At 67.7% G+C, this 15504-nt stretch carries 10 protein-coding genes; 2 read left to right on the top strand and 8 right to left on the bottom strand.

From position 1 onward, the window contains the following. Both FBX97_RS05550 and FBX97_RS05545 read right to left on the bottom strand, forming a co-directional pair. A complete protein-coding gene (locus FBX97_RS05550) occupies positions 1-1239 on the bottom strand; it encodes a type II secretion system F family protein (protein ID WP_141829354.1) in 1239 nt (412 codons plus the stop codon). 3 nt (positions 1240-1242) lie between these two features. Continuing rightward, positions 1243-2949, bottom strand: a complete 1707-nt coding sequence (locus tag FBX97_RS05545) for a GspE/PulE family protein (RefSeq protein ID WP_141829352.1) — start codon at positions 2947-2949, stop codon at positions 1243-1245. 270 nt (positions 2950-3219) lie between these two features. Between FBX97_RS05545 and FBX97_RS05540 the strand changes: the two genes are divergently transcribed. Both FBX97_RS05540 and FBX97_RS05535 read left to right on the top strand, forming a co-directional pair. Next, entirely contained in the window at positions 3220-7773 is a 4554-nt protein-coding gene (locus FBX97_RS05540; RefSeq protein WP_141829350.1) for a response regulator, read from the top strand. Then, positions 7770-8714, top strand: coding sequence for a diguanylate cyclase domain-containing protein (locus tag FBX97_RS05535; protein ID WP_141829348.1), 945 nt, complete (start codon positions 7770-7772; stop codon positions 8712-8714). The genes FBX97_RS05540 and FBX97_RS05535 overlap by 4 nt, the downstream gene beginning before the upstream one ends. On the opposite strand, the gene FBX97_RS05530 is transcribed toward FBX97_RS05535, so the two are convergent. The 6 genes from FBX97_RS05530 to FBX97_RS05505 form a co-directional block, all read right to left on the bottom strand. Continuing rightward, positions 8711-9175 carry a MaoC family dehydratase gene (locus FBX97_RS05530; RefSeq protein WP_141829346.1) on the bottom strand — a complete coding sequence of 155 codons (465 nt, stop codon included), beginning with the start codon at positions 9173-9175 and terminating at the stop codon, positions 8711-8713. The genes FBX97_RS05535 and FBX97_RS05530 overlap by 4 nt on opposite strands. Beyond that, positions 9172-10317: an acyl-CoA dehydrogenase family protein gene (locus tag FBX97_RS05525; protein WP_141829344.1), complete on the bottom strand. Its 1146-nt coding sequence runs from the start codon at positions 10315-10317 to the stop codon at positions 9172-9174. Before FBX97_RS05525 ends, FBX97_RS05530 begins: the two co-directional genes overlap by 4 nt. Before the next feature lie 17 nt (positions 10318-10334). Continuing rightward, complete coding sequence (locus tag FBX97_RS05520) at positions 10335-11537, bottom strand: acyl-CoA dehydrogenase family protein (RefSeq protein WP_141829342.1); 1203 nt, start codon at positions 11535-11537, stop codon at positions 10335-10337. Positions 11538-11674: 137 nt separating this feature from the next. Beyond that, complete coding sequence (locus FBX97_RS05515; RefSeq protein WP_141829341.1) at positions 11675-12262, bottom strand: PEP-CTERM sorting domain-containing protein; 588 nt, start codon at positions 12260-12262, stop codon at positions 11675-11677. A gap of 211 nt (positions 12263-12473) precedes the next feature. Continuing rightward, positions 12474-14735 carry a carboxy terminal-processing peptidase gene (locus FBX97_RS05510; protein WP_141829339.1) on the bottom strand — a complete coding sequence of 754 codons (2262 nt, stop codon included), beginning with the start codon at positions 14733-14735 and terminating at the stop codon, positions 12474-12476. 178 nt (positions 14736-14913) lie between these two features. Continuing rightward, positions 14914-15498: a hypothetical protein gene (locus FBX97_RS05505; protein ID WP_255517309.1), complete on the bottom strand. Its 585-nt coding sequence runs from the start codon at positions 15496-15498 to the stop codon at positions 14914-14916. Positions 15499-15504 lie beyond the last annotated feature (6 nt).

Below are 15504 nucleotides of genomic sequence, written 5' to 3'. Positions count from 1 at the left end.
TTAGTGATGGAGGGCCGCCTGGCCCAGGTCCCAGATCGGCAGGAAGATGCCGAGCGCCAGCATCAGCACCATCACGCCCAGGAACACGATCAGGATCGGCTCGATCTGGCTCGACAGGGTCTTCAGCTCATAGTCGACCTCGCGCTCGTACATCATCGCGATCTCGTCCATCAGGTCGTCGATCGAGCCGGACTCCTCGCCCACCGCGATCATCTGCAGCACGATCGGGGTGAACACCTGGGCATTGGTGGCGGTGCGCAGGATGCTGTCGCCGCGCTCGACGCCGTCGCGCATCTGCTCGATGCGCGATGCCAGATAGGCGTTGTCCGAAGTCTGCGACACCACCGTCAGCGCCTGCACGATCGGCACGCCGCTGCGGATCGACAGCGCGAAGCTGCGCGCGAAGCGGGCCATCGTGCCCTTGTGGATGATCTTGCCGGCGATCGGCAGGCGCAGCTTGATGCGGTCCCAGGCCAGGCGGCCGCCCGTGGAACGGGTCCAGGTGCGGAAACCGAAGACCGCGGCCGCGATGCCGACCGCGAAGGCCGGCCACCACTCGACCGTGAAGCGCGAGGTGCCGATCAGGATGCGCGTCATCAGCGGCAGCTCGGTACGGAAACTGTTGAACACCTTTTCGAACTGCGGAATGACGAAGATGTTCACCACCGCCATCGCCGCCACCATCGCGATCAGCACGAACATCGGGTAGCGCAGCGCGGTCTTCACGCGCTCGCGCATGTCGCGGTCGAATTCCATGTGGTCGAACAGGCGCAGGAAGACTTCTTCCAGGCGGCCGGTCATCTCCCCCACCCGCACCATGGCCAGGTAGAAGGTCGAGAAGCATTCGGGATGGCGGCGCATCGCGGCCGACAGTTCGCGGCCGGCGTCGAGCGATTCGCGCAGGTCGCGGATCACGCGGCCGAACGAGGGGTTGGTGGCCGACTCCTGCAGTCCGGCCAGGCCGCGCATGATCGGCACGCCGGATTTCAGCAGCGTGTAGATCTGGCGGCTGAACAGCTGGACGTCGAGCGATGTGACGCGCTTGCGGGCCAGGCGCTGCCACACGGTCTCGCCGTCGTCGTTGCCGGTCGTGACCTTGCGCGTGGTCAGCACGATCTCGAGCGGCGTGACGCCGGTGCCGAACAACTGGTCGGCAATCGCCCCGCTGTCGGCGCCCTCGAGCACGCCCTGCATCATCTCGCCGCGTCCGTTGCGGCCCTTGTAGGCGAAGAACGGCACGCTTTATTCCTCGGTCTGGTTACTGACGCGCATGGCCTCGGCCACCGTGGTGCGGCCCTGGATCGCCAGGCGCACGGCGCTGCGGCGCAGGGTTTCGCCGCGCATCTCGGCATGGGCCACCTTCAGGAAGTGGCCGGGGTCCGGGTGGTTGACGGCGTCGTTGACGGCGCGCGTCATCTCCAGCAGTTCGTAGACGCCGGTGCGGCCGCGGTAGCCGGTGCCGTTGCAGTGCGAGCAGCCGCGCCCGTGGAAGAACGGCACTGTCTCGGCGCGCTCGCCGAGTTCAGCGCGCAGCCAGGCGCGTTCCGGCGCAGGCGCCGCGTGCGGCTGGGTGCAGCTTTCGCAGATCACGCGCACCAGGCGCTGGGCCAGCACCGCCTGGAGCGAGCCGCCGACCATGTAGCGCGGCACGCCCATGTCCATCAGGCGCAGCGGGGTCGAGGCGGCATCGTTGGTGTGCAGCGTGGAGAGGACCAGGTGGCCCGTCATCGCGGCGCGCAGGCCGATCTGGGCGGTTTCCTGGTCGCGCATCTCGCCGACCAGCACGATGTCCGGGTCCTGGCGCAGCGCCGAGCGCAGCACGCGCGCGAAATTCAGGTCGATCTTGTCGTTGACCTGCACCTGGTTGATGCCGGGCAGGCGGTATTCGACCGGGTCCTCGACCGTGATCAGCTTCTTTTCCACCGAATTCAGCTCGGCCAGCGCACTATATAAAGTCGTGGTCTTGCCGGAACCCGTCGGGCCGGTGACGAGCACCAGGCCGTTGGGGCGCTGGACGATGGCGCGGAAGCGCTCGACCAGGGTCGGATGCATGCCGATCGCGTCCAGGCGCAGCGTGGTGCCGACCTGGTTCAGCAGACGCATGACCACCGATTCGCCGTACTGGGTCGGCATGGTCGAGATACGCACGTCGATGCGCTGGTTCTTCACCTTGACCGCGAAGCGGCCGTCCTGCGGCAGGCGCTTTTCCGAGATGTCGAGATCGGCCATCAGCTTCAGGCGCAGCGCCAGCGGGGTCGCGATCTTGATGTCGGCCTCGGTCTGCAGGTGCAGCACGCCGTCGATGCGGAAGCGGATCTGCAGGCGCCCGTCCTGCGGCTCGATGTGGATGTCGGAGGCGCGCACCTGGGCGGCATCGTCGAACACCGATTGCAGCAGCTTCACCACCGGCGCCTCTTCCAGGCCGGAATTCGAGGCCAGCGCGCCGAAGTCGACCGAGGTGGCATCGCCCAGGTCCTGTTCCAGCTCGCGTGCCAGGCCGGTGATCTCGCCGGTACGGCGGTAGATGCGGTCGATGACCTGCAGCACCTCGGTCTCGTTGACCACGGCCAGCTCGACGCCCTTCTTCAGCAGGCGCGCGATCTCGTCGTAGGCGAACAGGTCGGTCGGGTCGGACACACCCACCAGCACGCTCTCGATGCGGTCTTCCAGCACCAGCGCGCGGAAGCGCCGCGCCTGGGTCTCGGGCAGCAGGCGCACCACGTCCTGGTTGATGTTGTAGAACTTGAGGTTGATGTAGGGGATGCCGAGCTGGCGCGCCAGCGCGCCGGAAATCTGTTCCTCGGTCACGAAGCCGCTTTCCACGAACACGCGCCCGAGCTTGCGCCCGGTGCGCTTCTGGTCAGCCAGCGCCTGGTTCAGCTGATCTTCCGACAGCAGCTTCTGTTGCACCAGGATTTCCCCGAGCCTGACTTTTTCCGGCCTCGCCATATCACCTCTTAGTTTCTTTAAAGCACCTCCACGCATTCTAAATCAGAAGACACAAAAATTTACGCTTGGCATTAATTTCCATACGGAAGCGTCGCCCGCGCGCGACGACCGGAAACTGCGGCATTGTCGTTTAGAACTTGAACGTTGCCCTGCATCCACTAACGTGAATTTATTACTCTCAATAACTACAGCAGCGCTACACCGGTCCGATGGCTGGGCTACCATGCGATCCAAGGCGCATAGCGATGCGCATTCGTGGAGTTTCATGCGGTGCAGTTGTCACGTCCTCATTCCCTGCCGTCGATCCGGTCCAAGCTGGTTACCCTGGTCCTTGCCTGCGCGCTGCCGATCCTGATCGGCTACCTGGTGTTCGCCCACGATGCCGACCAGCGCGAGGCACGCCACGTGGCCGAAGATGCGGCCATGATCGCGCGTGCGCTGGCGGGCGCGGTCGAGCGCGACCTGGACAACGGCGAGACCGCGGCGCGCACGCTGGCCAACGACCCGGCGCTGGCGGCCGGCCGCCTGGCCGAATTCCACGCCAATGCGCGCCGCCTGCTGCGCCCGGCCTTCCCGGTCGCGGCCTTCGTGCTGAGCGCGCCCGACGGCCGCCGGCTGCTGGATTCGCGCCACGCCTTCGGCAGCCCGCTGCCGCCGCCGGCCGATGGCGATACCGATGCAGACGTCACCCGGGCCGACCTGCGCACGGTGTTCGCCGGCGGCGACGCCGTCGTCTCCGGTCTGCGCCGCGCCGGCAGCGCCCGTCCCTGGGGCATCGCGATCACGGTGCCGGTGTGGGCGGGGGACAAGATCGCCTACGCGCTCACCGTCGAGCTGCGCCCGCGCCGCCTGGCCGAGCTGCTGGCCGCCCAGCAGCTGCCGCCGCACTGGAACGCCCACGTCTACGACCGCAACGGGCTGCTGGTCGCGCGCGCCGGCGAGCTGGTACGCGCGATCGGCGCGCCGATGCGGCGTGAACTGGCGGCCGCGCTGCCCGGGCACGACAGCGGCGTCGCCATCCTGGCAGCGCGCGACACCGGCGCCGCCAACCTGGCCTTCGCGCGCACGCCGGTGCAAGGCTGGACCGTGGCGATCGGCTTCCCGCGCCACGCCGCGCGCGATCTGCTGGGCACGCAGCCGGCCGTCGCGCTGGCCGGCATCCTGGGCCTGCTGGTGCTCAGCCTCGGGCTGGCCTGGCGCATCGGCAATTCGATCGCGCGCTCGGTGCGCGCCCTGACCGAGCCGGCCGCCGCGCTCGGCCGCGGCGAGCCGCTGCGCATCCCGCTGCTGACGATCCGCGAAGCGGCGAGCGTCGCCGGGGCGCTGCGCCAGGTCGAGGACGAACTGCTGCACTACCGCCTCGGCCTGGAATCGCTGGTGGCCAAGCGCACCAACGAACTGCAGCGCTCCAGCGCGCTGCTGGCCACGGTGTACGCCAGCGCCCCGGTCGGCCTGTCCTTCCTCGACCACAAGCTGCGCATCGTGATGGTCAACGACTACCTGGCGGCGATCAACGGCCTGCCGGCGGCCGCCCACATCGGCCGCACCCTGCCCGAGCTGCTGGGCGCGCGCGGCGCCGTCATCGAACAGCCCTATCGCGAGGTGCTGGCCAGCGGAAGGCCGCTGATCGACGTCGAGGACAGCGGCGATTCGCCGGCGGCGCCGGGCGTGATGCGCCACTGGCTGTGCAGCTACTACCCGGTGTTCGGCCCCGGCCCGGCGTCGGAACGCGAACTGGTCGGCATCAACGCGGTCGTGCTCGACATCAGTGAACGCATGCAGCAGGACCAGCGCCACCGCGACAACGAGGTGCTGTACCGCGCCCTGTTCGAGGATTCCGGCGACGCCCACGTCCTGATCGCCCTCGGCGCCGGCTTCGTCAGCGCCAACCAGGCCGCAGTGCGCATGTTCGGCTGCGCCGACACCGCCGACTTCCTGGCAATGTCGCCGGCCAGCGCCTCGCCCGAATTCCAGCCCGACGGCAGCCGTTCCGACGAGCAGGCCGAGCGCTACATCAACGGGGCACTCGAGGAAGGCGTGCGCCAGTTCGAATGGCTGCACCGCCGCCGCGACGGCAGCGTGTTCCATGCGGACGTGCTGCTGAACCGGGTCGACATCGGCGGCAAGGGCATCGTGCAGGGCACCATCCGCGACATCAGCGCGCGCGTCGCCACCGAAGCCGCGCTGCGCGCCGCCGGCAGGCGCCTGGAAGAAAGCGAGCGCATGATCCGCATGGTCACCGACCACCTGCCGGCGCTGGTCGGCTACTGGGATGTCGGCCTGCGCGTCCGCTTCGCCAACCGTCCCTATCTCGAATGGCTGGGCAAGAGCAGCGCGGAGGTGATCGGCCACTCAATCGACGAACTGATGGATCCCGAGCAGATCGCCCAGGTGCGGCCCCAGCTCGACGGCGTGCTGCGCGGTGAACCGCAGTTCTTCGAACGCAACCTGCAGCGCAGCGGCAGCGACAAGGTGATCCATGCCTGGGGCAGCTACATCCCCGACTTCGACGACGCCGGCCGGGTGCGCGGCTTCTACATGCTGCATGCCGACGTCACCGAGCTGAAACGCACGCAGTCGCGCCTGGAGGAAGCGCTGCAGGCGGCGCAGGCGGCCAGCAGCGCCAAGGGCGCCTTCCTGGCCAACATGAGCCACGAGATCCGCACCCCGATGAACGCGATCATGGGCCTGGCGCGCCTGCTCGAGGAAGCCGGACTCGGACGGCGCGAACGCGGCTACCTGGCGCGCATGCAGATGGCATCCAAGACCCTGCTGTCGATGCTGGGCGACGTGCTCGATTACTCCAAGGTCGAAGCCGGCCAGCTGGTGCTGGAGCAGACGGTGTTCCGCATCGACGACGTGCTCTCCAGCGTCGGCGTGCTGACCGCGACCACCGCCTGGAAGCGCGGCATCGAACCGGTGTTCGCGGTCGACCCCGGCGTGCCGGCCAGCCTGGTGGGCGACCCGATGCGGCTGGAACAGGTGCTGCTCAACCTGATGAGCAACGCAGTCAAGTTCACCGAGCACGGTGAAGTGGTGCTGTCGATCGCGCCGGCCGCCCGCAGCGGGCACGGCGACGGCGGCGCGGTCGCACTGGCGTTCTCGGTGCGCGACACCGGCATCGGCATCGCCCCGGAACAGCAGCAGCGCATGTTCGAAGCCTTTTCGCAGGCCGACAGCTCGACCAGCCGCAAGTACGGCGGCACCGGCCTCGGCCTGGCGATCAGCCGCCGCCTGGTGGCGCTGATGGGCGGCGACCTGGATGTGCGGAGCACGCCCGGCCAGGGTGCCGAGTTCCGCTTCACGGCAAGATTTGGAGCAGTACCGGCACACGCACTGGCGGTGCCTGTGCCGGCGGCACCTATCGACAATGCGCGCGTGCTGGTGGTCGACGACAACGCCAGCAGCCGCGGCGCGCTAGCGCGCCTGCTGGCCGGCTGCGGCTGGCAGGTCGATGGCGCCGCCAGCGGTACCGAGGCGCTGGCGCTGCTGCGCGGTGACGGTTCGGCAGCGCCCACCCCCTATCGGCTGGCGTTCATCGACAGCGCCCTGCCCGACCTCGACGGCGCCTCGGTCATTGCCTACGCGCGCGCCGACGCTGCGATCGCCATGCCGCCCTGCGCGCTGCTGGCCGCCGATCCCGAACACGAGCGCCTGGACGCGCTGGCGGCCGACCTGCGCATCGATGCGGTGCTGGCCAAGCCGTTCACGCCGCAGGCGCTGCGCGACACCCTGGCCACGCTGCTGGACGGGGCCGCGGCGCCTGCCGCAGGCGCGGACCCCGGCCAGGCCGCGCCGCTGCGCGCCCGCCTGGCCGGCCTGCGCGTGCTGCTGGTCGAGGACAACCTGCTGAACCAGGAAGTGGCGAACTACGTGCTGGTGCACGCCGGCGCGCGCGTCGATTTCGCCGTCAACGGCCGCGCCGCGCTCAGCATGCTGGAAGCCGGCAGCGTCTACGATGCGGTCCTGATGGACCTGCAGATGCCGGTGATGGACGGGGTCGAAGCCACTGCCGCGATCCGCGCCATGGGCCTGCACGCGCTGCCGGTCATCGCCATGACCGCCAACGCGATGGAAGACGACCGCCGGCGCGCGCTCGACGCCGGCATGAACGGCTACGTGGCCAAGCCGATCGACGTCGACGAGCTGGTGCAGACGCTGGCGCGCGTCACCGGGCGTGGCGGCGAGGAAGGGCCGGCGGCGGCGGTAACGGTACCCCTGCCCGCGGCGCTGGCGCTGCCGGCCGCCATCCCCGGCATCGACCTGAAGGCCACCCTGCCCCGTTTCGGCGGCAGCTTCGCCCGCTTTGCCGCGCTGTTCAAGCGCCTCGAAGCCTCGCAGGGCGGTGCGGTGGACGAGGCGCGCGCCTGCCTGCTTGCGGGCGACCGCGGCGGCGCAGCCCAGGCCGTGCACCGCCTGCGCGGCGTCGCCGCCAACCTCGGCGCGACCGAGGTCGCACGCCTGGCGCTCGAGTTCGAGGGCGCACTGCGGGTCGACACCGATGCCGCGCTGACGCTGCGCTTGGCCCGGCTGGATGCGGCGCTGGACACAGTGCTGCAGGCCGCGCGCGAACTGGACCTGCCCGAGGACGCGCCGGCGCGCCCGGCGCCGCCATGCGAGCTGCATGCCGCGTTGGCGCAACTCCTCGATCTGCTGCAAAATAACAACATGAAAGCGCTTGCCCGGTTCGATACCCTGCGCCCCGCCCTCGGCCGCGCCGCCCCCGCCCGGTGCCAGCCGCTGGCGGACGCCGTCGCGATGCTGCGCTTCGACACCGCCGCCGCACTGGTGCGCGAGATTCTGCACACCCTGGAGGATGCATGAGCTGGACCGACATGGCCATCAACGGCCGTATCCTGGTGGTCGACGATGCGATGGAGAATATCCAGATCCTGCATGCCGCCCTCCAGGACGAGCACGAGGTCCTGTTCGCCCTCGACGGCGCCCGTGCGCTGGAACTGGCGCGCACCCAGCAACCCGACCTGATCCTGCTCGACGCCGTGATGCCCGACATCGATGGCTACGTGCTGTGCCGCGAACTGCTGGCCGCGCCGGAGACCGCCGACATCCCGATCGTCTTCGTCACCGCCTTGAGCTCGCCGGAAGACGAGACGCGCGCGCTGGAAGCCGGCGCCGCCGACTTCATCAGCAAGCCGGTGAATGCCGCCGTCGTGCGCGCGCGCGTGCGGACCCAGCTCACGGTCAAACGCCAGCGCGATGCGCTGCGCGCCCTGATCCTGGTCGATGCGCTGACCGGCGTCGCCAACCGCCGCGCCTTCGACGAGCGTCTCGACGCCGAATGGCGGCGCTGCAGCCGCAGCGGCCTGCCGGTGGCGCTGATGCTGGTCGACATCGACCACTTCAAGCTGTACAACGACCATTACGGCCACCCGGGCGGCGACGCCACGCTGGTGCAGGTGGCCGGCGCCATGCGCCGTGCGGCCGGGCGCAGCCAGGACCTGGTGGCGCGCTACGGCGGCGAGGAATTCGCGATCCTGCTGCCGCAGCTCGACGCGCAGGGTGCCAGCGGCGTGGCGCGCCGCCTGATGGCCGAACTCGACCACATGTCGATCCCGCACGCGGCCTCGCCCACCGCGCCGCACCTGACCGCCAGCATGGGCATCGCCTGCATGGTGCCGGGCGAGCACAGCTTCCCGGCCGACCTGATCCAGGTGGCCGACGCCCTGCTGTACCAGGCCAAGGCGGGCGGCCGCAACCGCTACCGGGCGACTGCGGGCTGCGTCGCCGGGCCGGATCCGCTCTAGTTGCCGGCTTCTAGCGGACGGCGCCCGAACATCCCCATGCCTTCGACCGTGCACACGGTCTCGCCGTGCTGGTTGATCGCCACCCACTTCGACCACACCACCCCGCGGTCGGGCTTGCTCGTGGAGGCCTTGGTTTTCACGGTCTGGTAATGCACGTTGAGGGTGTCGCCGGCACGGACCGGCGCCAGCCAGCGCACGCCGTCCAGGCCGGGCGAACCCATGCTCGACGATTTGCTCAGCAGCTGCTCGACCACCAGGCGCATCATGGTGCCGCAGGTGTGCCAGCCGCTGGCGATCACGCCGCCGTAGATCGAGTGGGCGGCGGCTTCCTTGTCGATGTGGAAGGGTTGCGGATCGAACTGGGTGGCGAAGGCGATGATCTCTTCCTCGCCCAGCGTGCGGCTGCCCAGGTCGAGGTCCTGGCCGGCATGGAAATCCTCGAAATACCAATAATCCTTCATGCGGCCTCCTTGCCGTCGAAACCCGGTTGCGCGATGAAGCGCGCCAGGTGATGATCGCTGTCGCCCAGGCTGAGTTCGATCGTGCTCAGGCGTTTGAAATAGTGGGCGGCCGGCAGTTCGTCGGTCACGCCCATGCCGCCGTGCAGCTGCACGGCCCCCTGGCCGACGAAGCGTGCCGCCTGGCCGACCCGGTACTTGGCGGCCGACACCGCGCGGCGGCGTTCAGCGGCGTCGTTCCCATCCAGGCGCACCGCCGCCAGCAAGGCCAGCGAGCGGGCCTGCTCGAGATGGATGTACATGTCGGCCATGCGGTGCTGCAGCGCCTGGAACTTGCCGATCGGGACCCCGAACTGCTGGCGCGTCTTGAGGTAGTCGAGCGTGGCCGAGAACAGCGCATCCATCGCCCCCACCGCTTCCGCGCACAGCAGGCCGGCGCCGTAGTCGGCTACCGCTTCCAGAATGGTCCAGCCCGCCCCCACCGTGCCGACGACGGCGCCGGCGTCGAGCTGCACGCCGTCCAGGCGCAGGTCGGCGGCGCGCAGGCCGTCGAGCGTGCGGTATCCGGTGATCTGCAGGCCCGGCGCATCCGCCGGCAGCGCGAACACGGTGATGCCGTCCAGGTCGCGCCGGCCGCCGCCGGTACGGGCCGGGACCACGATGACGCCGGCCTGGGCCGCATGCAGGGCCACCTTCTTCTCGCCGTCGAGGCGCCAGCCGCCGCCAGCGGGCACGGCGCAGGTAGCGATGTCGTGGAGATCGTGGCGTGCCCCGCGCTCGCCCAGGGCGCAGGCCAGCTTCAGATCGCCGGCGGCGACCTGTTCCAGCAAGCCGGCGTGGCCACCGCCGCGCTTGAGGCATTCGGTGCCGAGCACGGTGGCAAGATAGGGTTCGACGACCAGCCCGCGCCCCACTTCCTGCATCACCAGGTACAGGTCGACCGCGCCGCCGTCGAAGCCGCCCTGCGCTTCCGGCAACGGCAGCGCGGTCAGGCCGAGTTCGGCCAACTGGCGCCACGCGGCGTCCGAGCTGCCGCTGCCGGACCGGATGATGGCGCGGCGCGCCTCGAAGCCGTAGTCGCGCGCGATCCAGCGCTTGAGCGCGTCGGCCAGTTGCAGCTGTTCTTCCTTGAAGTTGAAGTCCATGTTCCGTCTCGCTCCGCTTACAGGCCCAGGATCATCTGGGCGATGATGTTGCGCTGGATTTCGTTCGACCCGCCATAGATCGTCGTCTTGCGGTAATTGAAGTAGTGCGACAGCAGCGGCGCCGCGACGTCGTCGTCGAAGACGCTGTGCTCCGCCTCGCCGGCCAGGTAGGCCGGGTCGAAGGGCAGCGCCATCGGGCCGGCGGCTTCCACCATCAGTTCGGCAAGGCGCTGCTGGAGTTCGGAGCCGCGGATCTTCAGCACCGAGGCTTCGGGGCCAGGGGCCTGGTCGGCTTGCGAAAGCACGCGCAGCACCGTCATTTCCAGTGCCATCAGTTCGATCTCGAGGTCGGCGACCTTGGCGGCGAACAGCGGATCCTCGATCAGCGCACGGCCGCGCTTCTGCTCGCGCCGCGCCAGCGCCTTCAGGCGCGCCAGTTCGCGCTTGGAACGGCCGACCGCGGCAATGCCGGTGCGTTCGTGGCCGAGCAAGTACTTGGCATAGGTCCAGCCCTTGTTTTCCTGGCCGACCAGGTTGGCGGCCGGGACCCGGACATTCTCGAAGAAGACTTCGTTGACTTCGCGATCTTCGTCGAGCATGAGGATCGGGCGCACCGTGACGCCGGGTGCGTGCATGTCGATCAGCAGGAAGGAAATGCCCTCCTGCTTGCGCACGCCGCTGTCGGTGCGCACCAGGCAAAAGATCATGTCGGCGTGCTGGGCCAGCGTGGTCCAGGTCTTCTGGCCGTTGACGATGTAGTGCTCCCCGTCGGCATCAAGGGCGCGCACCGCTGTCGTCTTCAGCGAGGCCAGGTCGGAGCCGGCGCCCGGCTCGGAATAGCCCTGGCACCACCAGTCCTCGCAGGACAGGATGCGCGGCAGGTAGTAATCCTTCTGGGCCTGGCTGCCGAAGGCCATGATCACCGGCGCCACCATGCTGATGCCGAGCGGCAGGATCGGCGGCGTGCCGGCACGCGCGCATTCGTCCTCGAAGATGTGGCGCTGCAAGGGTGTCCAGCCGGGGCCGCCGTATTCGACCGGCCAGCCCGGCGCCACCCAGCCCTGGCGCGCCAGGATGCGGTGCCAGCGCACATAGTCATCCTTCTCGAGGCGCAGGCGGTCGTGCATCTTGCGCCGCAGGTCGGGCGGCAGCGCGGCGTCCAGGAAGGCGCGCACCCGGTCGCGGAATGCCAGGTCGTCGTCCGTGTAATCCAGGTCCATTGGTCTCCTCCACGTTATCGTAACAAAATAGCACGACCGTGCCGGATATGTCACCTAAATAAGATAACGATGGCCGCTGACGCCGGACGAAAAAAAGCGGGCCTAAGCCCGCTTTTTTTACAAGAACGAATGTCCGATCAACGATTGCGGCGGCGACGGCCCAGTGCCAGTGCACCAGCCATGCCTGCCATCATCAGAGCGATCGACGACGGTTCCGGCACTTCGGCTGCAGCGACACCGACGTCACCTGCATCAGCGACGGTGCCCGGGAGAGCCACCGGGGCGGCCGGCGCGGCGACATCCTGGTTGCTGCCGCTGGCAGCGCCGGTGTCGGCGATCACTTCGGCGACCGGGTCGGTTGCGGCCGGTGCGGCTGCGTCCGCTGCGGCGGCTGCCGGTGCAGCGGCTGCCGGGGCCGAGATCGTGGCGCTGTCAGGTGCCGAGTAGCTCACCGGGGCGACGTCCGCAGAGGTCTTGTGGAATACCGACGACATGCCGTAACCCAGCATCGCAGCCATGATGGTGTTGCTGGTGCCGATCACATAAGGACCTTCGACGCCGTCGGCCAGGTTCACGGTAACCGCGCCGGACTGGTCGGCGCTGGTCTTGCCATACAAAGCCTGCACGAGCGACGAGCCGGCAGTGTCACTGGCTGGCAAGACGTCAGCCTGGGCGACGCAGGCACTGGTCATCAGCAACGCTGCGATGAGGTAACGAGTTGACATATTGTACTCCTTGAGGGGTAGAGAAAGTTATTGTTGATTCAACTGCTGGGCGGATCGTAACACAAGTATAAAAAACATAATGTTCAATTGAATCGTACCAATTACTTTATGAAAAATCCATAAAAAAGCGGGGCATCCTTGAGGAGCCCCGCTTTCACCCACCCTTCCCGAGCGGAAATTATTGCATTAAATATTACTTTATTTACAAGCCTTAGTTCCCGTTCTGTTTCAACATTGACAAGTAAGGCATGGCGCGCGACGCCATCCGCGTGTCCGCCTTCAGCATGCCAGCCTCATCCGCGAGGATGTGGGCCGCTTCCTGCAGGTACACGTCCTTGGCATTCTTGGCCGCCTTCTCGGCTGCCAGTTCCGCCGACAGGCTGCGTTCGTCGCCTTGCAGGCCGTCGTCGGTGCGCGAGGTGTTCTTCAGCGCCGTTGCCTTGCTGATCTTGGTCGGCTTGGTCGGATCCGGCACCTTGCCGCGCTGTTCCTTGCTGCCCGGACCGGACACCGGCTCGTCCTTCGGTGCACCTTCGCCGGCCAGGCGGGCTTCACGCAGCTTGGCCTTGGCTTCCTGGTTCTCGCGCTCCTTGCGGCGCACGGTTTCGTTCAGCGAGATCACGTTGTCCTTGCGCAATTTCGTGGCTTCGGCGATATCGTCCTGGATATCCTGGAAGTCCTTGTCCTTGGCAATGCGCACATCGTGCTTCTTCTGCAGCGGACCGATCAGTTCCTTCAGGTCGCCCGACGGCATGTACATCGCCGGCTTGATCTGGGTGTACGGCAGCGCGTTCTCGTACGAGGTCTCGCCGAAGTTCTCGGTGTCCGAGGTCACCGGCAGCTTGATGTCGGGCGTGACGCCGCGCAGCTGGGTGGTGCCGCCGTTGATGCGGAAGAACTGGGCGATGGTCATCTTCAGTTCGCCGTACTTCATCTTGTCGCTTTGCGAGAAGCGGTCGAGCGGGATCAGGGTCTGGACCGTGCCCTTGCCGAAGCTGGGCTCGCCGATCACGACGCCGCGGCCGTAATCCTGGATCGCGGCGGCGAAGATCTCCGACGCCGAGGCCGAGCCGCGGTTGATCAGCACGCCCATCGGGCCGTCCCAGGCCAGGCCGGCATTGGTATCGCTCTCGACCTCGGTCTTGCCTTCGGCGTTACGCTGCTGCACCACCGGGCCCTTGTCGATGAACAGGCCGGTCAGTTCCACCGCCTCGATCAGCGAACCGCCGCCGTTGTTGCGCAGGTCGATCAGCACGTTGTCGACCTTGTCCTTCTTGAGCTCGCCGAGGATGCGCTGGACGTCGCGGGTCGCGCTCTTGAAGTCCTTGTCGCCCTTGCGGCGGGCATCGAAGTCCTGGTAGAAGGTCGGCAGCTGGATCACGCCGATGCGGCGCTTGACGTTGCCGTCCTTGACTTCGATGATCTGCTTCTTGGCCGACTGCTCTTCCATGCTGATCTTCTGGCGCACCAGCGAGATCGTCACGTGCTTGCCGTCCTGGCCGGCGTCGGCCGGCAGCACGTCCAGGCGCACGGTGGAATTGCGTTCGCCGCGCACCAGTTGCACCACGTCGTCGATACGCCAGCCCATCACGTCGGTGAACGGGCCGTTACCTTGCGCCACGCCGACGATGCGGTCGCCGACCTTCAGCTTGCCCGACTTGTCGGCCGGGCCGCCCGGCACCACTTCGCGGATGACGGTGTAGTCTTCGCGCGCCTGCAGCACGGCGCCGATGCCGTCCAGCGACAGGCGCATGGCGATGTCGAAGCTCTCGGCCGAACGCGGGCCGAGGTAGTTGGTGTGCGGCTCGATCGCCATCGCGTACGAGTTCATGAACATCTGGAACACGTCTTCGTTGTTCAGCTTCTTCAGGCGCGTCTGGTAGCCCTCGTAGCGCTTGTCGAGGGTTTCGCGGATCGATTTTTCGTCCTTGCCGGCCAGTTTCAGGCGCAGCCAGTCGTTCTTGACGCGCTTGCGCCACAGGTCGCGCGCTTCGTCCTCGTTCCTGGCCCAGGGCGCTTTTTCGCGGTCGATCTGCAGGGTTTCGTCGGTGCTGAAGTCGAACTTGCCTTTCAGCAGTTCGCGCGCATAGGTCATGCGGTCGCTGAAGCGCTGCTGGTAGACGTTATAGATCTGGAACGGCAGCGTCAGGTCTTCGTTGTTGATGGCGTCGTCGATCTTGAGGCGGTAAGGCGCGAACTGGTCGATGTCGGCCTGGGTGAAGTACAGCTTCTCGCTGTCGAGCGATTTGAAATAGGCGTCGAAGATCTTCGCCGACATCGCGTCGTCCAGCGGGGTGGCCTTGTAGTGGTAGCGCGCAAGCACGCGCGAGGCCCACAGGGCGGCCTGGGTCTGTGCGGCGGACGGCTTGATCTGGACGGCGATGGATTTGTCCGAGACTTTCTCGGGCTGCGCCGTCACGACATGGGCCGTCATGGCGGCTGCCAGCGCAACGATCAACATCTGCTTCTTCATTCTTGGGTTCTCCGGTACGGATTGCTTGAGGCGGCTGCCGGACCTTGGCAAATCGACGAGCTTGGCAGCCGCGCCGACTGGACGGCGCATGCAACCAATTCTACAGGATAGCGCGACGACGCAGAGTCGGCTTATGTGATTCTTCAGCCGAGCTTAAGTCTCGAGGCGCCGCCGGCCCTCAAAATTTTACAAATCGAAACAAACTCGGCTGAAACCAGTACAGGAGCGCTGCGGTCGTCAATACGATGAGCAGCCAGGGCCAGCTGCGCCGGGCCAGCTTCCAGTCCACCGGCGACGGCCAGAACGACAGGAACTGCGGCGCCAGCAGCAGCGTCAGCGCCAGGTCGGCCGGGCCGAAGCGCCAGTCGCCGCGGGTGCGCCACCAGGCCGCCGCCAGCGGCAGCAGCAGCACCAGGAAGGGCGCCAGCGCGGCCGGGGCGGCGTTGTACCAGCGCAGGTTGGCAAAGGTGACCGAGCCGAGTTCCCAGGTGCGCCCGCTGCGCCGCGGAATGATCGAAAAGCCGACCGGCTCGGCGCCCAGCAGCAGGCCGACCGAAAAATGCGCGAGCTCGTGGCACAGGGTGCCGGCGGCGCTGAAGATGAAAAATAATGGATGGGCGGCGGTGACGATCCAGATCAGGAAGGCCAGCGCCAGCGACGGCACCAGGTACAGGCCCATCGCGGCCAGGTCGCAGCCCCAGCCGGGCAGCACCGGGGACAGCATGGGAGGCAGCACCGAGGTGCAGGCGTGCAGGACGGACATCGCCGC

Source organism: Herbaspirillum sp. SJZ107 (assembly GCF_006715485.1).
Lineage (GTDB): Bacteria > Pseudomonadota > Gammaproteobacteria > Burkholderiales > Burkholderiaceae_D > Telluria.
Note: the sequence above shows the minus strand (reverse complement) of the source record. Positions and strands in the feature narration are given on the sequence as shown.